Genomic DNA, 23274 nt, shown 5'->3' with positions numbered 1-23274 from the left:
CACATTCTCCAGCCAGAGCCCGGTTGCCTTGACGGTCCAGGAGGGGGTGCCTAGCCTCTTCACCCGGAGTATCGATTTCCGGAGCAGCTCTCCCCTCGGAGGCGACGATGGCGCACGCGACGGACGACGGCCTGTCTCCCCTGGTGGTTCCCGAGTCGTCTCCCTCGGAGGAGCCGACTTCGGGAGACGGCCCGCAGCGGCCCAGCCTTCCACGAACTCCACCCCGAGTGTGGCCGCCGATCTCCCCGGCGGACATGGGGCGGGTGGTCCGGAAGTTGAAACTGACGGCCGAGCGCCTTCGGGAGCCGCTGCTGGAAGGGGCGGCGTAGGCGTCCGGAGCGCTACTTCTTCTTGGAGAGGAAGGCGTTGAAGGCCTCGCGGGCCTCGGCGGAGCCGAGCCGCTGGACGAAGAGGGCCCCCTCGCGCGAGAGGGCATCGTCCACGGTGGCGCGCAGGGGCTCGCGCAGCAGGCGCTTGGTGAGGCGCAGGGACTCCACGGGCTTGGCGGCGAGCGCGGCGGCGCGCTTCTGGACCACCTCGGCGAGGCTGGCCTCGGGCACCACCTGGTTGACGATGCCGGCGCGCAGGGCGGTGGCCGCGTCGAAGGGCTCGCCGAACATGAGCAACTCCGAGGCGAGCGCCAGGCCGGCCACGCGAGGCAGCAGCACGCTGGAGGCGCCCTCGGGGCTGAGGCCCAGGTTGACGAAGGGCATGCTGAAGGTGGCGCGCTCGGAGGCGACGACGTAGTCACAGTGCAGCAGCAGGGTGGTGCCGATGCCCACCGCCACGCCGTCCACGCCGGCCACCACGGGGCGAGAGTGGTGCGCGAGGGCGCGCAGGAAGCGGAAGACGGCGCTGTCCTCGCCGGAAGGCGGGTGCTCGAGGAAGTCCTTCAGATCATTGCCCGCGGTGAAGGCGCCGCCGGAGCCGGTGAGCACCACCACGCGCACCGCGTCATTGGTATCGGCCTCGACGAGGGCGCGGGCGGCCGCGTCGTACATCTCGCCGGTGAAGGCGTTCTTCTTCTGAGGCCGGTTGAAGGTGAGGGAGAGGACTCCGGCTTCCAGGTTCGTGAGCAGCGTGTCGGACATGGGTGGGAGATTAACCGGAGGACGGGGGAATGGCCCGGGGCTTGCTCAGCACCCCGGGTGGATGCCTTCCGGCCCTGCCAGAGTGTCTTCCTGTCTCCGAGTGGCCACGGTGGCCCTGCCGTCGTGGCAACCGGGGACGTGAGAAGGCCGGACACACCCGTGGCCTCGGGGCCACACCACGGTGCACGCCATGATGACCTTGCGCTCCAGAATGCTGTCCCTGCTTCGCCACCACGGGCTGCTGCCGGTGCTGCTCAGCAGCGCGGTGGCGGTGGTGATGCTCCACCTGCGGCTGGAGTGGAGCGGGAGGCGGAGCTTCATCTTCCTCGTGTGGAACCTGTTCCTGGCCTGGGTGCCATATGGGCTCGCGCTGTTGGCGAGTCTGCTGCAGGCGCGAGGGTGGGCGAGGTGGTGGAGCCTGCTGCCGCTGGGCGGGGCGTGGCTGTTGGCGTTCCCGAATGCGCCGTACCTGCTGACGGACTTCATCCACCTGAAGTCGAGGCCGGGAGTGCCCCTGTGGTTCGACGCGGCGATGTTGGCGAGCTTCGCGGCGACGGGGTGGCTGCTGGGGCTGTTGTCGCTGGAGGTGTGGAAGCGGCTGTTGGAGGAGCGGTGGGGGCGGTTGGCGGCGTGGAGCGGGGTGCTGGCTGCGTCGGTGCTGTGCGGCTATGGCATCTACCTGGGGCGCTTCGAGCGGTGGAACAGCTGGAACGTGCTGAACCGGCCACGTTCGCTGCTGGAGGCGGTGCTCGGACACATGAGCGAGCCGATGGAGTACCGGTGGCTGGTGGGGACGACGGCCGTGTTCGCCGGGCTGGTGCTGCTCTCGTATCTCGCTTTCGAGACCCTGATGCAGCGGCGCCGGACGGAGCGGGCCCGGGCGTGAGGGGCTCGCTACCCGACCCGGGAGGCTTCCGGTCGCGAGCGGCGCGAACTTGTCCAACTGTTGGACAACTTTATGAATCGTGCTCCCAGGAGATACTCCACTGGTGGAGACTCATCGCGAGCACTTTCGATCTCTGGGAGAAGACCATGAGCCAACTGGAAGCGACTGATTCAGAAGCTCGTGTGGAATGGCTTGCTCATCGTGAGCGCATCGTTTTGTCGGATGCGGATTTCGAGCGCGTACAGAAACTGCTGGAGAACCCGCCTGGTCCAACACTTGCCTTGAAGGCAGCTGTGGCAAGGAGGAACAACCGCAAGAACGACGTACCAGGCGCTCGTTGAGTTCTACCGTCCCCTCCGGTCGCGAGCGGCGCGAACTTGTCCAACTGTTGGACAACTTTCTGACTCGCGCGCCCGGGAGGTCTCCCGCGGTCAGCGCACGCGCACGTGGGAGGTGACGCGGCAGATGGCGTCGGCGAGCAACGGGGCGAGGCTCACCACCTCGTGTTTGAAGGGCAGCCCCTTGGGAGGCGCCACGCTATCGGTGGAGATGAGGCGGCGGATGGGCACCTTGCTCAGCCGCTCCACCGCGGGGCCCACCAGCAGCGCGTGCGTGGCCACCACGGTGATGTCATCGGCGCAGCCCTCCTTGAGAATCGTCTCCGCTGTCGCCGCGATGGTGCCCGCCGTGGAGATGAGGTCGTCCACGATGATGGGCCTCAATCCGCGCACCTCGCCCACCAGTCCCTGGACGCTCACCTCGGAGCCGCTCACCCGGCTCTTGTGGACGATGGCCAGCGGCAGCCCGAGCTGTCTCGCATACCGTTCCGCCAGCTTCACCGCGCCCAGGTCCGGGGACACCACCACCGCGCCCGGGCCCGCATAGGGGCGCGCGGCCTCGGCCAGCAGCGTGCCCGCATTGAGATGCTCCAGTGGCACGCTGAAGCACCCCTCCAGCGACGGCGTGTGGAGGTTCACCGCCATCAGCCTGTCGAAGTGCCCTCGCTCCAGCAGGTCTGCGATCAGCTTGCCGCCGAGCGCCTCGCTGGGGCTCGAGCGCCGGTCCTGCCGCGCGTAGCCGAAGTAAGGCAGCACCGCCATGAGCCGTGCCGCGCCCGCGCGCCAGCACGCGTCCGCCATCAGCAGCAGCTCCAGCAGGTTCTCCCCCACGGGGGGCACGGTGGGCTGGATGATGCACACGTTGCGCCCTCGGACGTCCTCGCCGAGCTCCACGTGCAGCTCGCCATCCGGGAAGCGCTCGAGCTTGCAGTCACCGAGAGGGCTTCCGAGCGCCCAGGCGAGTGCCTCGCCTAGGGGGCGGTTGGCGGTACCGCTGAAGACGGTCAGCTCCATGATCCCTCCGCGTCCCCTCTGGCCGGGCTGGCCGGGGCGGGTAGGGGCATCATCCCTCATTCCGGCTGGGCATGAACGTGGGATTCGCGCACCCGAGCCGAGAGGGCGGCCCGGCCCTCGGTGGAGCGTCGGGAGCCAATGGCGCGAGGCGTGCTTCTCCTAGAGGGGAGACCTTCGCCCCGGGGAGAGGACGCATGCGCTTTCGAGACAGGACGGACGCGGGCCAGCAGCTGGCGGACCTGCTGACGGAATATGGGGCCGAGTCCCCCCTGGTGCTGGGCCTGCCGCGAGGCGGCATTCCGGTGGCGCATGAGGTTGCTCGCAAGCTGGGGGCGCCGCTGGACGTGTGGGTGGTGCGCAAGGTGGGGGCGCCGGGGGAGCCGGAGCTGGGCTTGGGGGCGGTGGCCGAGGGCGGGGCGCTCTTCCTGGACCGGGAGATGATGCGCTCGCTGGGCTTCTCCGAGACGGAGGTGACGCAGACGGCCGAGCGGGAGGCTCAGGAGGTGGCGGCCCGCATTGCCCGGTTCCGGGGCGTGCATCCCGCGCCGGCGCTCGAGGGTCGCACGGTCATCCTGGTGGACGACGGCGTGGCCACGGGCGGCACGGTGCGTGCGGCCATCCGAGCGCTGAGGACGAAGCGTCCGCGGAAGATCGTCCTCGCCGTGCCGGTGGGGGCGGTGGAGTCCCTGGAATCGTTGCGCCCCGAGGTGGACGAGCTGGTCTGTGTGCACCCGGCCGAGTTCATGAGCTCGGTGGGCGAGTTCTACGACGACTTCCGGCAGACCTCGGACGAGGAGGTGCAGGGGGTGCTGGCGCGGGTGAGGAAGCAGCAGGGCCCCGAGGCGGCGATGAACGCCGGGGATGCGTGGTGGGTCTGAGCTTCAGAGGAGGAGTGACATGGCGGTGGAACGGGAAGTCGAGGTGCTGGCCGGAGGGGTGAGCCTCGGAGGGACGCTCGCGGTGCCGGAGGGGGCGCAGGGGCTGGTCATCTTCGCGCATGGCAGCGGGAGCAGCCGGCACAGTCCGCGCAACCGGTACGTGGCGTACACGCTGAGGGAGGCGGGGTTGGGGACGCTGCTGTTCGATCTGCTGACGGAGGACGAGGAGGCGGAGGACGAGCAGACGGCGGCGTTGCGCTTCGACATCGACTTCTTGGCGAAGCGGCTGGGGCAGGTGACGGATTGGGTGTTCGCGAATCCAGAGCTGAGCCAGTTGAGGGTGGGCTACTTCGGTTCGAGTACGGGGGCCGCGGCGGCACTGGTGGCGGCGGCGGAGCGGACGGAGGTGATCGGCGCGGTGGTCTCGAGGGGAGGGCGGGCGGACCTGGCAGGGGGAGCACTGAAACGGGTGATGGCGCCGACGCTGCTCATCGTGGGAGGGTCGGATGACATCGTGCTGGACTTGAACCAGCGGGCGCTGGAACGGCTGCATTCGCCGAAGGCGCTGGAGGTGATTCCGGGGGCGACGCACCTGTTCGTGGAGAGGGGGGCGCTGGAGCGGGTGGCGGCGCTGGCGGCGGGCTGGTTCACGCGCTTCCTCGGCTCGGCGCTGGAGCTCGAGCCAAGGCCCATCGCGCCCTGAGGCCGGATGCAGACGGAGCCACCCAGAGACCCCACTCCAGTGGGCGAGCCACTCGCGGGAGCACGCCCGCGGTGGGGCCACCTGCGCCACGGCTCGGACATTGGAGTGTGGGGCTGGGGTCGGACGCAGGAGGAGGCCTTCGAGCGAGCGGCGGTGGCGCTCTGTGCCGTCATCACGGAGCCCTCGAAAGTTCTCCCGAGGGAGTCAGTAGACGTGAGCTGTGAGGCGCCGGACACGGAGGTGCTCTTCACGGATTGGCTGAACGCGCTCATCTACGAGATGTCGGCGCGGCGGATGCTCTTCAGCCGATTCGAGGTGCACCTCACGGGGGGGCGCCTCGAGGGGCGGGCGTGGGGCGAGCCGGTGGAGGTGGAGCGGCACGAGCCGGCGGTGGAGGTGAAGGCGGCCACGCTGACGGGGCTGGCGGTGCGGAGGGAGGCGGACGGCGGTTGGTACGTGCAGTGCGTGGTCGACGTGTGACGCCGGCCCTGGCGAGGAGCGGTCATGGACCTGGGACGCGTGAGCAGGCATGGGGAAGCGGAGTGGTGGGTGGAGCCGTACGGGGCGATGCGAGTGCCCGCGGTGCTCTACGCCTCCGAGCCGTTGATGCGGGAGATGGACGAGAAGGTGTACGAGCAGGCATGCAACGTGGCGAGCCTGCCGGGCATCGTGAAGGCGTCGTATGCGATGCCGGACGCGCACTGGGGCTACGGCTTTCCCATTGGTGGGGTGGCGGCCTTCGACGAGGAGGAGGGCGTCATCTCAGCGGGAGGGGTGGGCTTCGACATCTCGTGTGGTGTGCGCCTGCTGGAGACGCCGCTGACGCGCGAGCAGGTGGAGCCCTTGAAGGAGGCGCTGGCGGACGCGCTCTACCACGAGGTGCCGGTGGGGATGGGGAGCACGGGCCGGGTGCACCTGGACGACGCACAGATGGACGCGATGCTGGCGGGGGGCGCGCGGTGGGCGGTGGAGCAGGGCTTTGGCACGTGGGGAGACCTGCCGCGCATCGAGGAGGGCGGGTGCATGGCGGGGGCCCGTCCCGAGTTCGTGTCGCGCCGGGCGAGGCAGCGGCAGGCGGACGAGATGGGGACGCTGGGTTCAGGCAACCACTACCTGGAAGTGCAGCACGTGGCGCACGTGGAGGACGCGCGGCTGGCGGAGGCGTACGGGTTGCGCGAGGGGCAGGTGGTGGTGAGCATCCATTGCGGCTCGCGGGGGCTGGGGCACCAGATAGGCACCGAGTACCTGCGGGAGATGCTGCTGGAGGCGGCGAGGCAGGGACTGAAGCTGCCGGAGCGGGAGCTGGCGTGCGCGCCCATCCGCTCGGAGGTGGGACGCGAGTACCTGGGCGCGATGCGGGCGGGCATCAACTGCGCGCTGGCGAACCGGCAGATCATCACCCACCTGGTGCGCCAGGTCTTCGCGCGGGTGGCGGGAGTCTCGGAGCTGGGGCTGCTCTTCGACGTGTCGCACAACACGTGCAAGCGGGAGGAGCACGAGGTGGACGGTAAGAGGCGCGGACTCTTCGTGCACCGGAAGGGAGCGACGCGGGCGTTCGGACCGGGACACCCGGAGCTGCCACCGGGGCTGCGCGAGGTGGGGCAGCCGGTGCTCATTGGCGGGAGCATGGGGACGGCGTCGTACGTGCTGGCGGGGACGGAGGAGAGCGAGACGAGGGCCTTCAGCTCCTCGGCGCATGGGGCGGGACGGAGCCACAGCCGGCACGACGCGCTCCGGCACTGGCGGGGACGGGACGTGGTGGAGTCACTGGCGAGGAGGGGAATCCTCATTCGGAGCCCATCCATGAGGGGCGTGGCCGAGGAGGCACCGGGGGCCTACAAGGACGTGGTCGAGGTGGTGGACGCAGCGGAGGTGGCGGGGCTGTCGCACAAGGTGGCGAGGCTCGAACCGCTCGCCTGCATCAAGGGTTGACGTTCCTCCCTCTCCCTCTGGGAGAGGGTCGGGGTGAGGGTCATCGAGATGGAGACGCGTACGGAGAGAGTCATCTTCCAGGGCGCGGGGGGCCGGAGGCTGGAGGCGCGCCTGGAGTTGCCGGCGAGGAGACCGGTGGCGTACGCGCTCTTCGCGCATTGCTTCACCTGCGGGGGCGACGTCTTTCCGGCGAGGGCCATCAGCCAGGCGCTGGCGGAGCATGGGCTGGCGGTGCTGCGCTTCGACTTCACGGAAGAGGGGGGAACCACCCCCACCACGCATGACTTCTCGGACGTGGAGGACGTGCTGGCGGCGGTGGCGCACCTGCGAACAACACGCGAGGCGCCGCGGTTGCTCATTGGCCACAGCTTGGGGGGAACGGCGGTGTTGCACGCGGCGGGCGAGGTGCCCGAGGCGAGGGCGGTGGCGACGATTGGAGCGCCCTATGAGCTGGGCGAGGTGCACGGACTGTTGGCGCCGGTGCTGAAGCAGGCGAGGGAGCGGGGCGAGGCGAGGGTGGAGCTGGGAGAGGGGGCGATGCGCATCTCCCGGAGCTTCCTGGACGCGCTGACCGAGTCTCCGATGGAGGAAGTGCTGCAGCGACTGGGCCGAGCGCTGCTGGTGCTGCACGCACCGGGAGACGGAGTCGTGGGGATGCGGAGTGCGCAGCGCATCTACGAGGCGGCGAGACAACCCAAGAGCCTGCTGGCGCTGGAGGGGGCGGACCACCTGTTGAGCCGACCAGAGGACGCGCGCTTCGCGGCGGCGGTGCTGGGGGCGTGGGCGGGGAGGTACGTCGGCTCTCGCGAGGTGGAGGCGCAGCGCGAGGCGGGGCCGGAGCTGTCACAGGGAATCGTGGAGGTGCACGAGGCGGGGGAGGGCTTCTTCGCGCAGGACATTCGGGTGGGGCGGCATCGGCTGAGGGCGGACGAGCCGACGGCGTACGGAGGAGAAGACACAGGCCCCTCACCGTACGGGCTGCTGGCGGCGGCACTGGGGGCGTGCACGGCGATGACGCTGCGTGTGTACGCGCGCAACAAGGGCTGGCCGTTGGAGCACGTGTCGGTGCGGTTGCGCCACTCGAAGGTGCACGCGGAGGACTGCCAGAACTGCGAGACGAAGGAGGGCAAGGTGGACCGGATCGACCGGACGGTGACGCTGGAGGGCCCGTTGAGTGCGGAGCAGCGGCAGCGGCTGGTGCAGATGGCGGACCGGTGTCCGGTGCATCGCACGATGGAATCGGAGATCGACGTGCAGACGTTCCTCGACGACGGAGCCACCAGCAACGCCACCCCCAGCAACACCACCCCCAGCAACACCACCCCCAGCAACACCAGCCCCAGTCCCCCCACGAGCGACAACAACCCCTCTCCCTCCGGGAGAGGGACGGGGTGAGGGGATCCGTCACCGTTCTGAAAACCCGGCTACACTGAGTGGCATATGCCCGCACCCACCCCGCCCCTGTGTTTCGTCTGGCTCGATCTGGAGATGACCGGATTGGATCCCGACGAATCGGCGATCATCGAGATTGGAGTCATCATCACGGGACCGGACCTGGTGCCGAAGGCGGAGATGGAGCGGGTCATCTGGCAGCCGGACGAAGTGCTGGGGCGGATGGAGCCGGTGGTTCGGGAGATGCACACGCGCAACGGGCTGTTGAAGAAGGTGCGCGACTCGCAGACGTCGCTGAGGGTCGCCGAGCGGGAAGTCACCGGGCTGGTGGCGCAGCACTGCGGGATAGGCGAGGGCATCCTCTGCGGAAACTCCATCCACACGGATCGCCGCTTCCTGGTGAAGTACATGCCGATGCTGGACCGGTACCTGCACTACCGGCAGGTGGACGTGACGAGCATCAAGGTGCTGGGGAACGCGTGGTTCCCGGACATGGTGCCGTTGAAGAAGACGGCGTCGGGGCACACGGCGTTGGCGGACCTGCGCGCGAGCATCACGGAGCTGACGCACTACCGCACGCACCTGTTCCGTGCGGCCACGGGGGGTTAGCCAGACCCTCACTCCGACCCTCTCCCAGCGGGAGAGGGAGCACCCCTCAGTGCCCCTTGTTCAGCTCGGCGGCCACGGTGTCCAACAGGTCATCGAGCTCGAAGGGCTTGGCCAGGAAGCGGCTGCCCTGCAGCTCGGACTTGGACACACGGCCGGCGCTCATGACCACCACGGGGGTGTTGCGCAGCTCGGGGTCCTCCTTGAGCCGGCGCAGCATCTCCTGGCCGTCCATCACCGGCATCATCAGGTCCAACAGGATGAGGTCCGGCCTGTCCTTTCGGACGTGGTCGAGCCCCTCGGCGCCGTTGGCGGCGGTGGTCACCTCGTACCCCTCCACGGAGAGGATGTCTGTGAGGGCCTCGAGGATGGCCACCTCGTCGTCCACGATGAGGAGCTTGCTCATGAGCGGCTCCGCTTCCGGGAGGGCATGCGCCGCACCGCCTTCTGGGGGCGGGAGCGCTTGGGCTTTGCTTTCAGCGGCCGGGCCTGTCCGGTGAGGATGGCCTCGGCGCTCTCGAAGTTCTCGGCCACGTCAATGCCCCGAGTCGAGATGGAGAATTCGCGCAGAGCGGCCTGGTAGCCACTTTCGCGCATCTTGAGAATGGACATCATCCGGTACAGCTGGGAGCGCAGCTCCACATACCGGAGGAAGAGGATGTTGTCGACGATGGCCTCGACGCCTTCCAGCCTCGCCTCCAACCGGGGGCCGAAAATCACCTGGGTCTGCTGGCTCATCAAGGTGGTGACCCCGCGCGAGCGCAGCACGTTGATGAGCGCGGTGAGGAAGCTCGCGGCCCGCTTGGGCTCGATGGGCTCCTGGAGGAGCGGCTCCAGGCCGTCGAGGAAGAGCCGCCGCACCCGGTGGCGCTCCACCAGGCTCAGCACCTCGTGCGCCAGCGCATCCGGCAGGGTCTCCACCGCCGCCCGCGCCTCCACCACCAGCCGGCCCGAGTCCACCCACGGCCGCAGCTCCAGGCCTACGCTGGAGGCCTTTGCCAGGAGCCGGGGCTTCGTCTCCGAGAAGCCGAAATAGAGGCCGGTCTCGCCCTGGCGCGCGCCACTCTCCAGGAAGTACAGCCCCAGCAACGTCTTGCCGCTGCCTGGTGCGCCGAGCAGCAGAGTGGACGAGTGCGGCACCACCCCGCCCAGCATCATCTCGTCCAGCTGTCGCAGGCCGAAGCCCTGCCGCCGCTCCAAGTCCAGCTCGTCTTGGGGCGGGTGGGGGTAGAGGCTCTCCAGGCGCGGGTAGACGGCAATCCCGTGCGCGTTGATTTCGAAGGTGTGCCGGCCGAGCAGCTGGGCCTCGCCGCGCAGCTTCAACACCTCCACGGTGCGCACCGCGCGGAGTCCCCGCAGTTGCTGCTCCAGCACCAGCACCCCATCCACCATGGCGAACTGGGGGTCCGCCGCGTTCTCCTGCCGGTTGGTGAGCACCAGCGTGGTGCAACCGGCCAGCGCGTTGTGCACCCCCAGGCCGTGGAGGAACTCGCGGAAGGCCAGCACCGAGCCGGCGCTCTCCTGCACGGCCAGCAGCCCGTCCACCACCAGCACCGTGGCCTCGTGCTCGCGCACCGAGCGGTAGAGCAGCCGCGCCAGCCCGTCGAGCCCCTCGGCCTTGAGCGTGGCGTAGCCGCTCACGTAGTGCAGCGACTGGCCGATGATGTCGCGCTGGAAGAACTCCATGCGGCGCAGGTGCGTCATCATCCGTCCGTGGGACTCGGACAGCATGGTGATGAAGACAGCCCGGCCCCCGTTGGCCACGTGGGAGAAGCAGAGTTGGTTGCCCAGGATGGTCTTCCCCGTCCCAGGGGCCCCGGTGACCATATAGGTGCCCCCGTGGAGCCACCCACCCCTGAGTAGGGCGTCCAGACCGGTGGACCCGGTCGACACCCGTCGAGCGGACTCCTCGGACTGCTCGGCTTCGTTCACGCTCCCCATCTCCTCTCGCCAACCAGACACTACTGACACCACTTACATCCTGAGGAGAATTCCGCTGCGAGTGTCTGAAGGTTCCCGAAGGTTCAGGGCTCTGTTGGTTTCTGGACGTTCGCAGGTGGAGCCTGGGTCTGGAGGCGCTCTCGCAGCAGGTGTTTCTGCACCTTGCCGAGCGCGTTGCGGGGCAGGGCCTCCACGAAGACGACGCGGCGGGGCTTCTTGAAGCTGGCGAGGCTGTCTTTGCAGAAGTCCGTCAGGGCCTGGGCCTCGGGCGCGGGAGAGCGGGGGACGACGACGGCCACCACCTGCTCGCCGAAGTCCGAGTCCGGCAGGCCGAGCACCGCCACCTCGGCGACGCCCGGGTGCGTGGCGAGCACCTCTTCCACCTCGCGCGGGTACACGTTGAAGCCGCCGCTGATGATGAGCTCGCGGGCACGGCCCGTAATGTGGAAGTAGCCGTCCCTGTCGCGCAGGCCGAGGTCGCCGGTGCGGAACCAGCCCTCGGGGTCGAAGGACTCGGCGGTGGCGTCCGGGCGCTGCCAGTAGCCGGCGAAGACGTGAGGGCCGCGCACCTCGATTTCCCCCGTCTCCCCATCGGGCAGCGGCTGGCGGGTGCGCACGTCCACCACGCGAGCCTCCTGGCCAGGGTAGGGCATGCCCACGGTGCCGGGGCGCCGCTCGCCCTCGTAGGGGTTGGTGGTGTTCATGATGGTCTCCGTCATCCCGTAGCGCTCGAGGATGCGCTGGCCGAACGTCTCCTCCACGTCGTGGAAGAGCTGGGGGCTGAGCGGGGCGGAGCCGGAGACGAGCAGCCGCAAGGAACGCGGGCGGGGGCTCGGGCCGGTGCGGCGGGCCTCCTCGACGAGCCGGCCGTACATGGTGGGCACGCCGAAGAACATGGTGAGCGAGCTGTCTTCCTGGAGGGCGGAGAGGACCTCGGGGGCGGCGAAGCGGCGGCGCAGGTCCACGCTGCCGCCGGAGTAGAGCGTGCCGTGCAGGCCCACCATGAGGCCGTGGGTGTGGAAGAGCGGGAGGGTGAGCAGCAGCCGGTCCTTCTCCGTCCAGCGCCAGGCCTCGGTGACGGCGCGCACGTTGGCGAGCAGGTTGCGGTGCAGCAGCATGGCGCCCTTGGAGCGGCCGGTGGTGCCGGAGGTGTAGCCGAGCACGGCGAGCTGCTCGCCCCCGGGCAGGGGGAGGGCAGCGGTGGGGTTGCCCTCGGCGAGGAGCGCGTCGAAGTCCACTGCGGGCCACGGCACGGGGGCGCTCAGCGGCCCGCCCGGAGACTCCTCGGTGACGAGCCACTCCAGCGCGGGGAGCTGGGCCTTCAGCGGGGCGAGCTCGGCAGCGCCCGCGGCTCCAGTGACGCAGGCGCGCGCTCCGGCGTCGGAGAGGATGTGGCCGAGCTCCACCTGGCGGTACTGGGTATTGACGAGGACGACGACGCCCCCGGCGTACTGGGTGCCCAGATAGGAGATGACGAAGGCGGGGCTGTTCTCGAGGAAGAGGGCCACGCGCTCTCCGGGCTTCAGTCCTCGGCGCTGAAGGGCACTGGCGAAAGCGGCGACATGGCCGGCGAGCTGTCCGGCGGTGAAGCGCTGCTGCTCGAAGTCCAGGATGGGCCGCTCGGGTGATTGGCGGGCGCGGGTGAGGAAGGTCTCGAGGAGGGAGGTCGCCATGGGCGCGGAAGCTACCCCCGAGGGGGGCATTCCGCACTAACCTGCGTGCGGCGCCGGGAGGACTCCGGCCCGTCCAACACACTGAGGGGAAACGCCGTGGGGATCGCCCGCATCCTGGGATTCATGCTCGTTGTCGCCGGTACCTTCTTCCTGGCGAGCGCGTACCGCGCCACCGGCTCGCTTTCGGAGCGCGCCATGGAAACGTTCACTGGGCGATACACCGAGCGCACCCAGCGTGAGCTGGCCATCGGTGCCGCGGGCGTGGTGGGGGGTGTGCTGCTCATCGCCTTCGGGGGAGGGAAGAAGCGCGGACGCCGGTAGCGCGCGGCTGTCGCATCTCCCGCCGCCCCCTTCCATTTTGGGCGTGGGCTACAAGGAGGAGACCTTGGTGACAGTGCTGTGTGCCACGACGGAAGCGGGCTGCTGATCCATGGAGCCCCTGTTGGAGGAGCGAGCGCGCCGCGTGCTGGAGGCTTGCCGGCGCGCGAGCGTGCGGCTGGCGCTGGCCGAGGCCAGCACGGGGGGCCTGGTGTCCGCGAGCCTGACGGACATTCCGGGGGCCTCGGCGGTGGTGGAGCGCGGCTTCATCCCCTACTCCAACGAGGCCAAGACGGAGCAGCTCGGCGTTCCGGTGGAGCTGATGGTGGCCCATGGGGCCGTCAGCAAGGAGGTGGCCCTCGCGCTGGCGCGTGGAGCGCTGGCCCGCTCGCATGCTGACCTGGCGCTCGCGGAGACGGGCATCGCGGGGCCCTCGGGTGGCTCGGAGAGCAAGCCCGTGGGGCTCGTCTACATCGCCGTGACACGTCGAGGAGGTGCACCCCTGTGTGAGCGTCACGTCTTCACAGGGGACCGAGCGGGGATCCGCCGAGCGGCGGCGGCGCGAGGATTGGAGCTGTTGCTCACCCTCCTGGAGAGAAGCTGACTGCCCGACATGCTGGGTGGGGGCGCAATGCTTCGAGAGAGGGGGGTGTTAGCCTCGTGTCCTCATTCATCTCCCCTCTTTCTGACGGTGTTCCTCTCTCACGGAAGGAGAGCGGCCATGCACAGGATTGACGTCGACAGAGAGCACTCCATCATCGAGCTCGTCCTGGATGGACTCATCCGCCCGGAGGAGATGGCGAGCTTCGTCGAGGAGCTGAAGTCCGCCACGCTGTCCCTGGCTGGGAAGGACATCAACATCAAGGCGGACATGCGCACCTTCCGCCCGTCGGCGCCGGAAGTGGCGGAGCTGCTGCGGGACGTGCAGCAGTTCGGCATCCAGCATGGCGTGAAGCGTGTGGCCGAGATGGTGGAGAACCCGCTGTCCGCGTTGCAGCTCAACCGGGTGGCGCGCGAGAGCGGGACGGACAAGATCCTCCGCCGCTTCGCTGACGACCAATCGGCGCGGCGCTGGCTCATCTACGGAGAAGAGGAAGTCCTCTCCGCCTAGCAATCCCCTCTCCCTCTGGGATAGGGCGAGGGGGGAGGGTCTTCTCTCGCTCGGGCGTCCGGGTCAGGGCACTTCCCGGGCGGTCCGCTCCGCCTTCCAGCGCTCGAAATGTTTCGGGGTGGGGAATCCCTTGAGCCGGTAGCGCTCGGGGTAGAGCCCCTCCTCGCGCACGAGCAGGTGGCCCACGTCCCGGACCACCTGCTCCCAGGGCACCACCGCCACCGGCGGCGCCTCGGGGCCGCGCTCCTCCTCCATGAAGATGATGGAGTCCGCGCGAGGCAGCAGCGTCTGGATGCCGTTCACCCAGAGGGTGTGGGTGCGGATTCGCCCGTCTTCGTCCTCGGCCACCAGGAGCGAGGCGGCGAAGAGCTCCACCCCCTTCTCGAGGTGCAGGGCGTTGAGCTGCTCGGTCTGGTCGGCGTAGTCGCGCACCTCGCTGCGCAGGGCGAGCCGGTGCAGGGCTGGCCACGAGGCGCTGGCGCGCGCGGGGAGGAAGGGCACCCAGCCGCTCGCGGTGCGGCGCAGCGCGCGCCCGTCCATCGGCCGGGGGGCCTCGAGCGCCTCCGCGGCCAGCTCGGCCACCTGCCGCAGCCCCTGCTCGTCCTGGGCGCCGGTGATGAGCAGCAAATCCCTGCCGGGCGCCAGCACCACCGGCTCGCCGCGCACCAGGCAGCGCTTCACCACCTCGTCCAGCAGCAGGCGCGAGGGCGAGTAGCTGTCACCCCAGGCGGCGGCGCACACGCCCGGGCCGATGGACACCAGGGGCTCGCGGCTGCGCGCCCGGAGGTTGGCCAGCGCGTGGGCGTAGGCCTCGTCGAACGAGACGCCCCAGCGCTCCAGGTCACCCGGGTGGATGTAGCGCATGGAGTCGGGGAGGTCCTGCACGAGTGACACCGCCAGCACCTCGCCCAGTGGGCGCCAGGCGGCCGACGGCGAGTCAGCGGTGCCTCGCACCTGCAGCATCTCGAAATAGGAGCGCGGCCGTATCACCGGCAGCAGCGCCGGGCGCGCCTGGGCATAGGCCTCGGGAGCGCTGGGGGGAGCCTGGTGGACGGAGATGATGCGCTCGAGCACCCGCGTCCTCTGTCCGGGCGGGGCGGCGCGGTAATCATCGTAGACGTTGGTGAGGAACAGCGTCAGTCCCTGCCCGCCATCCGCGCTGGGAGTCCAGATGAGGAAGCGCTCGGGGTCATAGTTCAGCGCGTCCCTGACTCCGGCGATGCGCAGGGCCTCCATGACCTTCTGGGCGAAGGCATCCGCCTCCTGGCGCGCGAGGTCCACGGTGCCAGCGTCCTCGCCACCGGGGGGCGCGGCGGCGGGCGCTGGGGTGGCGGGAGCTGCCGCGGTGGGTGGAGCTCCTGCTCGTGAGGGTTGCTCATCGCGCGTGCTGGCGTATGCGAGCCCGAGCACCAGCCCCGCGGCCAGCAGGCCCAGGAGGGCGCCTTTTCGATACCTGGTTCGTGTCATGTGTGGGGTCGTCTCGTCCCGTCAACGGGAGCCTGGGCAAGTCGGCTCTGAGCGGCCGCACCATAGCGCATTGGCGGGGCTCTCCACGTGGCGCTCACCCGGCTGGGGACCGGTCAGGCCCGTGGGGCCGCTCCTTTTCCGGGGAACGTCCGTGCCCCCTGCTCGTCGGCCGTGGTCAGGGGCTGGAGCGCCCGCCGATCCTTGGGCGAATAAGGCGGGATGTGTAGTCTCGAATCGAGCTCCTTGTGGATGGAGTCAACGCCAGGAGGCGCTGCATGTCACGCGGGTGGGCTGTGCTGCTCTGCATGTTTCTCGTGGGGTGTAGCGGGGCTGCCCAAAGCATCCGTCACGCCACGGGTCAGCAAGAGCGCTGCGTTTATGTCCCGCGCCGTGACGTTGCGTCGGGGGCACTGGATGAAGCGTTTCATGCAGCTCGCGCTGGCGTGGAAGTGGTGCCTGTGGCGGCAACGCTGGGGGTGGCTTCGCCAGCGGTGCCACTGACCCCACCCTCGTCACCTCCGTTGGAGGGGCTCTCTGGTGAGGGGTTGGGTAATGGCATACCACGCGGCGTGCTCCGGCTCGTGCCAGAAGGCGGCACGACCGCGGGAGAAGTAGGGGCCGGTGGTGCGGCGGGAGAGCTCGTCGTCACTGGAGGCGCGGTTGTTGCGGCGGCCGGTGGTGTGCTCTTGCTCTGCTTGACCGTCGAGGCGGCCGTGGATGGGTCGGAGACCCCGATCGAGATCGCGGACGAGTTCTACGGCACGCACTTCGGCGATGTGTCCGGGTGGGTCCAGGGTCAATACCCATCCAATGCACCCAACGGTGCGGCAACAGGGGCTTCCAGGGCGGCCCAAACGGGACCGACGTCCGCCCCGCTCGCTCCTCCTGGCGCATCGCCAAGAGCAGAGCCCGACAAGGACACCAAGAATAGGCGGGGGCGCCTATATGTGACCTGCAGGAAGCTCAACAAGACCACCCACCGCTACTACCTGGGGCGAACCAGCATGGTTGTCGATCTCACCAAGCCCCTCGACGAACAGGCGGCTCTGGCGGTCATTTTTCGAGACATGAGCCATCACATCGACGAGAACGATGAACCCAATGGGGCTGTGTTCGATTTCGCGAGGGTTGATCAATTCGATATCGGGGCCGCCATTGACTATGGCCGAAGATATGACGACGCCGCATATTGGCGGATTCGCGGAAGGGAGCAGCAGTTGATTGATTCCCATGGGGGCGCCCAGTCAGACACTGGAAAGCCCCATCGGACCGAGAACGTCGTGCGCGGTGTGGCGAAAGACAATCCGAGGGGCAGGCGGTTTCACGACGCGGCCACGGAGCGCTGGGGTCAACTTCATCCTTACACGGGATATTAGGAAATGAAGAAGGTGCGCATACATAGACCGGGGACCTTTCTGAGGATTCCCCTTGCCGACGGCACTTTCGGCTATGGGAGGGCGCTTACACGAGTGTTTGACGCTTTCTACGCATATAGGACCGAAAGCCCTGACTCGGACCTCGACCGGATCGCATCCAAGCCAATCCTCTTCAAGATTGCTGTCCGCCATTTGGAGCCGGGCTCGTGGGAGGTCATTGGACGGAGAATGCTCGAGGAGTCCCTGGCTCAACCGATTGTCCAATTCAGGCAGGACGTGGGGAACTTCCGTGACTGCACGATCTTCGACACAGTCGGCAATTCGAGAAGTGCCGAGCCCCAGGAGTGTGTCGGGCTCGAGGCCATGGCTGTTTGGGAACAGCACGGTGTCGAGAAACGCCTGCTCGACACCTTCATGGGGCTGCCCAATGACTCAGTGGAGCATCTGAAAGTACGCCTGCAATAGGAGGTCTCCGAACCCTGGCGCCCGACTCCATCAGCCGAGATTGGAAATGCCGCAAATGCCGAGTGCTCCCCAAGCGCCCGTAGGCGCGCAGGGCGGCGGGTGACCAGTAGTTCAGCCAGCCCAGGTCCTGTGGAATGCCGGGCGAGCGGATTCTCTCTGGGAGCTTGAGCACTGGTAGCTGGCGCGGCGCGGGCGCGCTCGCCCAGGCGGATGTGAGCAGGAGGCGTGTGGCCCAGGCGAGGTGATTCACGGCTTCGCGCTACCCTACCCGCCCACTTCCTGGAGGGCGGGCGGTCCCGCCCTCTCCTCTACTTCACGGGGCGAGCAGCTGGGGGATGGCGTCGCGCAGGTTGGGCAGCGGGCCGATCTGCTTCGTGTTGGACTCCTGGGGCGTGCCGGTGGCGCGCAGCAGCTCGCGCAGGGCGCGCGGCTCGAGGGGGCCCTTGCCGCTGGCGTTGGCGACGCCCTGGAGGTTGGCCACCGCGCCCACCACGATGGGGGCCGCGCTGGAGGTCCCGCTGAAGCTGTCCGTGTACCACCTGTCCTCGCCGGACCAGGTGCCGGAGAGGTCGCCGTAGCCCAGCGTCACGACGTTCTCGCCCCAGGCGTGCAGATCCACGCGGCTGCCGTGGTTGGTCCAGCACAGAGGGGCGCGAGTCCCGGCGGTGCCGGCGGCCACCATGATGGCGCCCGAGTCCCGCACCGAGCGATCAAAGGCGCCGCGGTACACCGGCGAGTCCAGATTCACGCTGCCGTTGCCGGCGGCCTCCACCACGTGCACGCCGCTGGCGGTGGCCTGGGCGATGGCGTCGAAGTTGGCCCGCCAGTACTCCAGCGGCACCTCCTCGCACTGGCTCGTGTTGCAGGTGCAGTCGCGGCCGATGCGCGGCCCCTTCGCCTGGAGCTGGATGAGCACGACGCCGCCCTTGCCCGCGGCCAGCGCCGCGCGGTTGATGGCACTCGCGATGCTCTGGCCGGCGATGCCCTCGTGGCCCACCTGCGCCCCGTGCGCGATGCCGGTGACGCCGAAGTCGTTGGCCTGGCCCACCATTACCCCCATCACCGCGGTGCCGTGGTTGCGCCAGCTCGAGTCGTTGAACTGGATGCCGCCCGTGTGGAAGAAGGCCGGCAGATCCTCGTGCGAGTTGTTCCAGGCGCCCTCGATGTCGACGATCTTCACGCCCGTGCCAGTGCCCCCCGACACCGTCCAGGCGTAGCGCGCGTCGATGCCGCTGGGAGCCGCGTTCAGGTAGCCCTGCCGGCCCTCATACGTCGCGGTGGTGGTCGACATGCGGTCGGCCGAGCTGATGTCGAACCGGGCCGGCTCGGTGGCCGCCTCGGCGTAGGCGATCTCCACGCTGTCGAGCGCGTTGAGCTTCATCACCAGGTCGTTCACGTCCGCGGCGATCGTTCCGGGCCGCAGCGGCACCTCGAAGTACAAATCCAGGTCCGCCATCTCCTTGCCGCTGCGCTCCTCGGCCAGACGCTTGCGCTCGGCCAGCGTGTACTCGTCCTGACGGAAGAGGCGAGTCGGCGGGCCCATGCGCGGGGCTTGGGCCAGCAGCCTCAGGGCGGCCAGGAGCTCCACCTGCACCTTCAGCTCGGAGAGTCCGCGGCGCGCCATTCGCATGCGCTCGGCCGGGTTGCGCTCGGTGCTCAGCATCTGCAGCAGGCCGCTCCGCAGACGTACCCGGGTGCCCTCGTGGAACTTCACCACCAGCCGCTGCACCGGCGTCTCCGGCTCGAGCTCGGGACTGGTGGGCTTCACGGTGGAGAGCCGCGGATCCAGCACCTTGACGCCGCTGGCCTGGGCGGAGGGCACCGCCAGCAGGCACAAGCCCATCATCAACGTGCGAGTCACGCGGTTCGTGAGAAACGAGGCCTTCATCTTCCGTCCTTCCAGGGGGGTGAAGGGGGACGTACGGCCATGACGGTGGGCTACGGGGTTGGGGGTGCCCGGAGCCTCCCCATCACCGTCATGCCGGTAGCCTGCCATGCCGATCTGCGCTCGTTCGGCTGGCTACCGGGGTTCTAGAATTTTTCGTTGAAGGCAGTATTAGCAGAATTTTTCCAGAAGGGAAACAGGACGGTGAAGTCTCGGTTTCCTTCCCTGGAAGATTTAGCCGTTCCTCATTCGCCCAGAAGGAGGGCTTCTAACCCCTCGTCTTCCGGGGGGTAGGCGATGGTGGGTTTGGTGTCGTCCGGATCAAACCCGTAGATGGAGTAGCCGGCGGGAACGGGTCCATCGTTGAGGCACAGCACAGCGCGGGGAGGGACACCCACACCGTCCCCATCCCTGTCCGGGTAGAGGACGCGCCAGAGGTAGAGGGCGGCATTGGCGTCGTCGCAGTCGTTGCCGGTGGCCTTGGTGGCGTAGCCGGAAGGAAGGGCGCTGCCGCTGCACAGCTGACCGGAGGAGGGGGTGGTGCGGCCATCGCCATCGGCATCCACGTGCTGGAAGGCGAGGTTCCGCCAGCGCAGCGCGTCGCTGGGAGCGCAGTCGGTGCTGCTGGAGGCGTAGCCGGTGGGGAGGGAGCCGTTGGTGCAGAAGGTGGAGGGGCTTCCGGCGCCTACGCCGTCCGCGTCCTCGTCGAGGTACGCCTGGAGGCTCTGGTTGAGGTCCGCACGGGTGTCGTCGCAGTCGGTGCCTTTGGGAGAGCTCGTGTAGCCCGGGGGCAGGGTGCCGTTGGTGCAGACGAAGCCGCTGGTCGCCACGGTGAAGGAATCCAGGTCCGCATCGCGGTACTGGAAGGCGAGCTCCGTCCAGCGCGAGGCGTCGCCGGGCTCGCAGTCGGTGCCCACGTGCGAGTAGCCCGCGGGCCGGGTCGTGCCCGCGCACAGCGTCACGCTGGAGCCGGCGCCCACCCCGTCGTTGTCCGTATCCGCGAAGACGTTCCAGGTGACGGACACAGCGGCATTGGTGTCGTCGCAGTCGCTAAAAGAGCCCGAGAACTGGAAGTAGCCCTTCGGGAGGGAGTTGCCAATGCACACCTGTCCCGACTCGGCCACGGTCGCGCCATCGCCATCCGCGTCGCGCCAGGAGTAGGACTCCATCCGCCAGCGCGTTCCATCCTCCGGGGCGCAGTCGCTCGAGAGCCGGGAGTAGCCGGGCTCCGGCAGCGAGCCCGCGCAATGTTGCTCGGCCGGACCGCTGCCCACGCTGTCCCGATCGGGATCGGGGTATTCGCTGATGAGCTGCCAGCGGTCGCCGCGGGTGTCGTCACAATCCGAGCGGGCCCCGGCGGTGAGCGAGTAGCCCGCGGGGAGCGTCGAGCCGGTGCAGAGGGTGCCCTCCTCGGGCACGGTGGCCCCATCGAGGTCCGCGTCCCGGAAGGAGTAGCTCAGCACCTGATGGAGCGAGGAATTCAGGGGCGCGCAGTCCTCCTGTGAGGTCTCGGAGGCGCCTGCGGGCAGCGTGTTGCCCGTGCAGGACTGGGAGGGCTCTCCGCCGGAGACGCCATCTCCGTCCTGATCCAGATAGAGGGTGCGCAGCTCCCAGACCTTCGGGTCCGAGTCATTGCAGTCCGTGCCCGCGGTCTGCGTGTAGCCCGTCAGGTCCGTGCCCACGCACGCGCTGGACGGTGTGCTCGAGGCCCTGCCATCCCGGTCCAGGTCCGCGTAGTAGAGGCCGGGCCCCTCCAACGTGCGCCAGCGCGTGGCGTCCTGGGGCGCGCAGTCGCCCGCCACGGTCGCGGCGTTCGCGGGCAGGTTGTCCCCGGTGCAGAACGCTTGCAGCGTGCCGGCACCGTACCCGTCCTTGTCGAAGTCGAAATAGGCCTCCACCCGCCGCCAGGCCAGGGGGGAGGCGTCGTCACAGTCCTCGCTGTCCGGGACTCCGTCGTTGTCCGAGTCCACGTTCGAGCCCGCGGCCTCCTCACATCCGAGCTGCACGCCCCCAAGCGCCAGCACCAGCGCCAGCCATATCCATCGCGTCATGTCTCTCCTCCGTTTGTCCGTGCCGGGTGGAGAGCGCTAGCGGCGCGTGAGCTTGCAGCCCTGGAGTGGCTGGGAATAGACGCTCGAGGGACCGCGCCGCACCTCGAAGAAGTACTGGCCCGGCTTGCTCATGGCGATCAGCGCCAGGCGCTCGCACGAGCGCACGCGCGCATCGTACGGCGTGCTGGTGTTGGTGGCCGAGGGGATGGCGATGGTCCGGGGGGCCGCCTCGCCCTGGATGATGCCGGTGACGTTGAGCTGGTAGACGCCCGAGAGGAGCTCGTAGCTGTCCACGGTCTCGAAGACGAAGGTCTCGATGGAGGAGGACTGCGCCGAGGCGATGGTCAGCGGAGACAGCGAGAGCAGCAGGGCGGTGGCGGATGCGAATGTCTTGAGCGTCATGAGTCGTGTTCCCCCCAATGGGTACGAGCGTGCTTCCTCGCACCGGCCTGGGAGGAAGCGGGGCGGTGCCTATACCGCGAATCCGAGCGCCACGGCGAGCAACCCACCGAGTCCTGCGTACAGCGGAATATTGCAGGCCAGGGTGATGCGGTTGATGCGGCGGAAGCGGGCCTGCTCCTCGTCGGCGAACCAGATGCCGTCTTCGCCGGTGGTGTGCCCCGCCACTGCATGGAAGAAGAGCGTGGCGTACATCACCTCGACGAAGAGGCTCACCAGCACCAGGGAGATCAACGACAGCGCCCACATGTCCATGCGCGAGAGAGGGCCCTCGCGGTGGAGCTGGTACCAGGAGAGGCCGCTGAGGACGAGGGCGATGCACAGCACGTCATGGCCGATGCCGTAGGGCGGCTTCCAGTTGTGGGAGACGTAGAGCATGTAGAGCTCGGCCACGCCGCGCACCCACATGAAGGCGCCGAAGCTGCCGAGCACCATCCGCAGCTCCGGGTGCACAGCGGAGTCGAGGGCGACGAGGGGGCAGAGGAGGAACCAGAGGAAGATGGCGTAGAAGAGCCAGGCGAGCTTGGGCGGGGAGATGCGGCCGCCGCGGGCTGCCTGGACGTTCTGCCTGCGCCAGAAGACGAAGCCGAGCAGCACGGACAGGCCCAGCAAGGCGAGGATGAAGACGCGGGTGTGCGGGGAGAGCATCAGGGCCGACGCGGGCTGGGGTAGAGGTCAGGGTAGCGCAGGAGGTACCAGTCGCGAAGCCGAGGCAGGTGGTGCAGGGACACCTGGGGATGGAGGTGGTGCACCACGTGGTAGCCCACGTTGAGCGGGGCGGTGAGCAGCTGGCCGATCCATCCGAGCCCATGGTCCGAAGTGCAGGCGAGTACGTCACGCAAGGTGCGCCCCTGCACCGTACGAGGCGTGTGCTCGGCGAGCAGACGCCATGCGCACAGCCCTGAGGTCAGCAGGAAGGGCAGGCCGTAGCCGAGGCCCACCACCGAGGGCCAGCGCAGGGCGGCACCGAGCACCGCGAGGTGGAAGAGAACCTGTCCAGCCTCAGCGCGGGCGCAGGCGAGCACCTCGGCGTCATGGGTGAGGGCCTTGCCCGAGCGGTCCTGGAGGAAGAGGCGAGCGTACGGGGTGCGCAGCGGAGGCAGGCGCCATGCGAGCAGTCCGAAGGGCCCGCGCAGCACCCAGAAGGGGAGGATGGGGCAGACGCGCAGCCACACGGCGAACTGGCGCCAGGGGCTGGCGGGAGGACGGCGGTACGGATCAGAGGGCAGGCCCGCGTCGCGGTGGTGGCGCAGGTGGTGGTAGCGCATGGCCTCCAGGGTCGTGGCGACGGGGAAGCCAGCGAGCAGCTCCAGCAGCCGGAGGCCGGGGCCTTTATGACGCCAGGGCAGGTGGATGGCGTCATGGAGGATGACGCCGAGCGCGTGCAGCCGGCCGGCGACGAGCAGCGCGAGCAGCGGAGCCACCTCGGGCACGAACACCATTCCGAACCAGCACAGGCAGATCCACGCCCATTGCGTGGCGGCGAGCCGCAGCAGTCCTGGCACGGTGGTGCGTTCGAGCAATTCCGGGGGAACGGGAGCGCGAGGAGGGAGGTGCCCGGAGTTTGCAAGGAGCGGTGCGCACGAGGAGGGGAGCATGAGAATCGTCGAGATGGTGGGCAGGCACCCGGGGGGACATGCAAGCCCCCCGCCCGTCCTGGACAGAGGAGCGGTGGCGGGGCACTCTCG

At 68.9% G+C, this 23274-nt stretch carries 27 protein-coding genes; 13 read left to right on the top strand and 14 right to left on the bottom strand.

Translation table 11 applies throughout. From position 1 onward, the window contains the following. The first annotated feature begins 107 nt into the window (after positions 1–107). On the top strand, positions 108–329 hold the full coding sequence (locus OV287_RS50985; RefSeq protein WP_267541361.1) for a hypothetical protein: 222 nt from the start codon (positions 108–110) through the stop codon (positions 327–329). 12 nt (positions 330–341) lie between these two features. Here OV287_RS50985 and OV287_RS50980 read toward each other — a convergent pair whose 3' ends face one another. Further along, positions 342–1091, bottom strand: a complete 750-nt coding sequence (locus OV287_RS50980; protein ID WP_267541360.1) for an enoyl-CoA hydratase — start codon at positions 1089–1091, stop codon at positions 342–344. Between the two features lie 190 nt (positions 1092–1281). On the opposite strand from OV287_RS50980, the gene OV287_RS50975 reads away from it, so the two are divergent. Both OV287_RS50975 and OV287_RS50970 read left to right on the top strand, forming a co-directional pair. Continuing rightward, complete coding sequence (locus tag OV287_RS50975) at positions 1282–1977, top strand: DUF1361 domain-containing protein (RefSeq protein ID WP_267541359.1); 696 nt, start codon at positions 1282–1284, stop codon at positions 1975–1977. A gap of 146 nt (positions 1978–2123) precedes the next feature. Beyond that, positions 2124–2318 (top strand): type II toxin -antitoxin system TacA 1-like antitoxin, encoded by a 195-nt coding sequence (locus tag OV287_RS50970; protein ID WP_267541358.1) that lies wholly within the window; start codon positions 2124–2126, stop codon positions 2316–2318. Between the two features lie 90 nt (positions 2319–2408). Here OV287_RS50970 and OV287_RS50965 read toward each other — a convergent pair whose 3' ends face one another. Further along, positions 2409–3329, bottom strand: a complete 921-nt coding sequence (locus OV287_RS50965; protein ID WP_267541357.1) for a ribose-phosphate diphosphokinase — start codon at positions 3327–3329, stop codon at positions 2409–2411. A 194-nt stretch (positions 3330–3523) separates the two neighbouring features. Between OV287_RS50965 and OV287_RS50960 the strand changes: the two genes are divergently transcribed. From OV287_RS50960 to orn, 6 genes are read left to right on the top strand one after another with little or no spacing between them, the layout of a single operon-like run. Continuing rightward, complete coding sequence (locus OV287_RS50960) at positions 3524–4207, top strand: phosphoribosyltransferase (protein ID WP_267541356.1); 684 nt, start codon at positions 3524–3526, stop codon at positions 4205–4207. A 19-nt stretch (positions 4208–4226) separates the two neighbouring features. Next, positions 4227–4910, top strand: coding sequence for a dienelactone hydrolase family protein (locus tag OV287_RS50955; RefSeq protein WP_267541355.1), 684 nt, complete (start codon positions 4227–4229; stop codon positions 4908–4910). 6 nt (positions 4911–4916) lie between these two features. Then, positions 4917–5390: an archease gene (locus tag OV287_RS50950; RefSeq protein WP_267541354.1), complete on the top strand. Its 474-nt coding sequence runs from the start codon at positions 4917–4919 to the stop codon at positions 5388–5390. A gap of 24 nt (positions 5391–5414) precedes the next feature. Continuing rightward, a complete protein-coding gene (locus tag OV287_RS50945) occupies positions 5415–6842 on the top strand; it encodes an RtcB family protein (RefSeq protein WP_267541353.1) in 1428 nt (475 codons plus the stop codon). 33 nt (positions 6843–6875) lie between these two features. Next, positions 6876–8237: a bifunctional alpha/beta hydrolase/OsmC family protein gene (locus tag OV287_RS50940; protein ID WP_267541352.1), complete on the top strand. Its 1362-nt coding sequence runs from the start codon at positions 6876–6878 to the stop codon at positions 8235–8237. Between the two features lie 45 nt (positions 8238–8282). After that, a complete protein-coding gene (orn, locus tag OV287_RS50935; RefSeq protein WP_267541351.1) occupies positions 8283–8843 on the top strand; it encodes an oligoribonuclease in 561 nt (186 codons plus the stop codon). Between the two features lie 46 nt (positions 8844–8889). Here the strand turns inward: orn and OV287_RS50930 are convergent, their stop codons facing one another. From OV287_RS50930 to OV287_RS50920, 3 genes are all read right to left on the bottom strand, one after another. Continuing rightward, positions 8890–9246: a response regulator gene (locus tag OV287_RS50930; RefSeq protein ID WP_267541350.1), complete on the bottom strand. Its 357-nt coding sequence runs from the start codon at positions 9244–9246 to the stop codon at positions 8890–8892. Continuing rightward, the gene (locus OV287_RS50925) at positions 9243–10781 is read right to left on the bottom strand and encodes an ATPase domain-containing protein (protein WP_267542582.1); all 1539 of its coding nucleotides are present in this window, start codon (positions 10779–10781) and stop codon (positions 9243–9245) included. Before OV287_RS50925 ends, OV287_RS50930 begins: the two co-directional genes overlap by 4 nt. A gap of 83 nt (positions 10782–10864) precedes the next feature. Beyond that, a complete protein-coding gene (locus OV287_RS50920) occupies positions 10865–12454 on the bottom strand; it encodes an AMP-binding protein (RefSeq protein ID WP_267541349.1) in 1590 nt (529 codons plus the stop codon). A 96-nt stretch (positions 12455–12550) separates the two neighbouring features. Between OV287_RS50920 and OV287_RS50915 the strand changes: the two genes are divergently transcribed. The 3 genes from OV287_RS50915 to OV287_RS50905 all read left to right on the top strand — a co-directional run bounded on the left by OV287_RS50915 (position 12551) and on the right by OV287_RS50905 (position 13883). Then, a complete protein-coding gene (locus OV287_RS50915; protein WP_267541348.1) occupies positions 12551–12775 on the top strand; it encodes a DUF3185 family protein in 225 nt (74 codons plus the stop codon). A gap of 109 nt (positions 12776–12884) precedes the next feature. Continuing rightward, a complete protein-coding gene (locus OV287_RS50910) occupies positions 12885–13376 on the top strand; it encodes a CinA family protein (protein ID WP_267541347.1) in 492 nt (163 codons plus the stop codon). 117 nt (positions 13377–13493) lie between these two features. Further along, the gene (locus OV287_RS50905) at positions 13494–13883 is read left to right on the top strand and encodes an STAS/SEC14 domain-containing protein (RefSeq protein WP_267541346.1); all 390 of its coding nucleotides are present in this window, start codon (positions 13494–13496) and stop codon (positions 13881–13883) included. 63 nt (positions 13884–13946) lie between these two features. Here OV287_RS50905 and OV287_RS50900 read toward each other — a convergent pair whose 3' ends face one another. The 3 genes from OV287_RS50900 to OV287_RS50890 form a co-directional block, all read right to left on the bottom strand. Continuing rightward, a complete protein-coding gene (locus tag OV287_RS50900; protein ID WP_267541345.1) occupies positions 13947–15350 on the bottom strand; it encodes a DUF1444 domain-containing protein in 1404 nt (467 codons plus the stop codon). A 512-nt stretch (positions 15351–15862) separates the two neighbouring features. Next, positions 15863–16150, bottom strand: a complete 288-nt coding sequence (locus OV287_RS50895) for a hypothetical protein (protein WP_267541344.1) — start codon at positions 16148–16150, stop codon at positions 15863–15865. 141 nt (positions 16151–16291) lie between these two features. After that, the gene (locus OV287_RS50890; RefSeq protein ID WP_267541343.1) at positions 16292–16582 is read right to left on the bottom strand and encodes a hypothetical protein; all 291 of its coding nucleotides are present in this window, start codon (positions 16580–16582) and stop codon (positions 16292–16294) included. A gap of 147 nt (positions 16583–16729) precedes the next feature. On the opposite strand from OV287_RS50890, the gene OV287_RS50885 reads away from it, so the two are divergent. Then, positions 16730–17191 carry an immunity 26/phosphotriesterase HocA family protein gene (locus OV287_RS50885; protein ID WP_267541342.1) on the top strand — a complete coding sequence of 154 codons (462 nt, stop codon included), beginning with the start codon at positions 16730–16732 and terminating at the stop codon, positions 17189–17191. Here OV287_RS50885 and OV287_RS56660 read toward each other — a convergent pair. The 6 genes from OV287_RS56660 to OV287_RS50855 all read right to left on the bottom strand — a co-directional run bounded on the left by OV287_RS56660 (position 17139) and on the right by OV287_RS50855 (position 23091). After that, positions 17139–17441 (bottom strand): DUF5953 family protein, encoded by a 303-nt coding sequence (locus OV287_RS56660; RefSeq protein ID WP_373371889.1) that lies wholly within the window; start codon positions 17439–17441, stop codon positions 17139–17141. The genes OV287_RS50885 and OV287_RS56660 overlap by 53 nt on opposite strands. Positions 17442–17504: 63 nt before the next feature. Further along, positions 17505–19079, bottom strand: coding sequence for a S8 family peptidase (locus OV287_RS50875; protein WP_267541341.1), 1575 nt, complete (start codon positions 19077–19079; stop codon positions 17505–17507). A 242-nt stretch (positions 19080–19321) separates the two neighbouring features. After that, positions 19322–21127 carry a hypothetical protein gene (locus OV287_RS50870; protein WP_267541340.1) on the bottom strand — a complete coding sequence of 602 codons (1806 nt, stop codon included), beginning with the start codon at positions 21125–21127 and terminating at the stop codon, positions 19322–19324. A 36-nt stretch (positions 21128–21163) separates the two neighbouring features. Beyond that, positions 21164–21529 (bottom strand): hypothetical protein, encoded by a 366-nt coding sequence (locus OV287_RS50865; protein ID WP_267541339.1) that lies wholly within the window; start codon positions 21527–21529, stop codon positions 21164–21166. Positions 21530–21598: 69 nt separating this feature from the next. Then, the gene (locus OV287_RS50860) at positions 21599–22234 is read right to left on the bottom strand and encodes a hypothetical protein (RefSeq protein WP_267541338.1); all 636 of its coding nucleotides are present in this window, start codon (positions 22232–22234) and stop codon (positions 21599–21601) included. Continuing rightward, the gene (locus OV287_RS50855; RefSeq protein ID WP_267541337.1) at positions 22234–23091 is read right to left on the bottom strand and encodes a fatty acid desaturase family protein; all 858 of its coding nucleotides are present in this window, start codon (positions 23089–23091) and stop codon (positions 22234–22236) included. Before OV287_RS50855 ends, OV287_RS50860 begins: the two co-directional genes overlap by 1 nt. Between the last annotated feature and the right edge of the window lie 183 nt (positions 23092–23274).

Origin of the sequence: Archangium lansingense (assembly GCF_026626635.1) — a bacterium.
Lineage (GTDB): Bacteria > Myxococcota > Myxococcia > Myxococcales > Myxococcaceae > Archangium > Archangium lansingense.
The sequence above is the reverse complement of the archived record's forward strand: the minus strand, read 5'-3'. Positions and strand labels throughout refer to the sequence as shown.

Coding starts and splice junctions, on each gene's coding strand:
- OV287_RS50890 (WP_267541343.1), bottom strand. CDS start 16,582: ATGGGAATCAATCAACTGCTGCTCCCTTCCGCGAATCCGCCAATATGC.
- OV287_RS50910 (WP_267541347.1), top strand. CDS start 12,885: ATGGAGCCCCTGTTGGAGGAGCGAGCGCGCCGCGTGCTGGAGGCTTGC.
- OV287_RS50965 (WP_267541357.1), bottom strand. CDS start 3,329: ATGGAGCTGACCGTCTTCAGCGGTACCGCCAACCGCCCCCTAGGCGAG.
- OV287_RS50900 (WP_267541345.1), bottom strand. CDS start 15,350: ATGACACGAACCAGGTATCGAAAAGGCGCCCTCCTGGGCCTGCTGGCC.
- OV287_RS50985 (WP_267541361.1), top strand. CDS start 108: ATGGCGCACGCGACGGACGACGGCCTGTCTCCCCTGGTGGTTCCCGAG.
- OV287_RS50860 (WP_267541338.1), bottom strand. CDS start 22,234: ATGCTCTCCCCGCACACCCGCGTCTTCATCCTCGCCTTGCTGGGCCTG.
- OV287_RS50955 (WP_267541355.1), top strand. CDS start 4,227: ATGGCGGTGGAACGGGAAGTCGAGGTGCTGGCCGGAGGGGTGAGCCTC.
- OV287_RS50945 (WP_267541353.1), top strand. CDS start 5,415: ATGGACCTGGGACGCGTGAGCAGGCATGGGGAAGCGGAGTGGTGGGTG.
- OV287_RS50870 (WP_267541340.1), bottom strand. CDS start 21,127: ATGACGCGATGGATATGGCTGGCGCTGGTGCTGGCGCTTGGGGGCGTG.
- OV287_RS50905 (WP_267541346.1), top strand. CDS start 13,494: ATGCACAGGATTGACGTCGACAGAGAGCACTCCATCATCGAGCTCGTC.
- OV287_RS50885 (WP_267541342.1), top strand. CDS start 16,730: ATGAAGAAGGTGCGCATACATAGACCGGGGACCTTTCTGAGGATTCCC.
- OV287_RS50925 (WP_267542582.1), bottom strand. CDS start 10,781: ATGGGGAGCGTGAACGAAGCCGAGCAGTCCGAGGAGTCCGCTCGACGG.
- OV287_RS50930 (WP_267541350.1), bottom strand. CDS start 9,246: ATGAGCAAGCTCCTCATCGTGGACGACGAGGTGGCCATCCTCGAGGCC.
- OV287_RS50950 (WP_267541354.1), top strand. CDS start 4,917: ATGCAGACGGAGCCACCCAGAGACCCCACTCCAGTGGGCGAGCCACTC.
- OV287_RS50960 (WP_267541356.1), top strand. CDS start 3,524: ATGCGCTTTCGAGACAGGACGGACGCGGGCCAGCAGCTGGCGGACCTG.
- OV287_RS50975 (WP_267541359.1), top strand. CDS start 1,282: ATGATGACCTTGCGCTCCAGAATGCTGTCCCTGCTTCGCCACCACGGG.
- OV287_RS50980 (WP_267541360.1), bottom strand. CDS start 1,091: ATGTCCGACACGCTGCTCACGAACCTGGAAGCCGGAGTCCTCTCCCTC.
- orn (WP_267541351.1), top strand. CDS start 8,283: ATGCCCGCACCCACCCCGCCCCTGTGTTTCGTCTGGCTCGATCTGGAG.
- OV287_RS50970 (WP_267541358.1), top strand. CDS start 2,124: ATGAGCCAACTGGAAGCGACTGATTCAGAAGCTCGTGTGGAATGGCTT.
- OV287_RS50875 (WP_267541341.1), bottom strand. CDS start 19,079: ATGAAGGCCTCGTTTCTCACGAACCGCGTGACTCGCACGTTGATGATG.
- OV287_RS50865 (WP_267541339.1), bottom strand. CDS start 21,529: ATGACGCTCAAGACATTCGCATCCGCCACCGCCCTGCTGCTCTCGCTG.
- OV287_RS50920 (WP_267541349.1), bottom strand. CDS start 12,454: ATGGCGACCTCCCTCCTCGAGACCTTCCTCACCCGCGCCCGCCAATCA.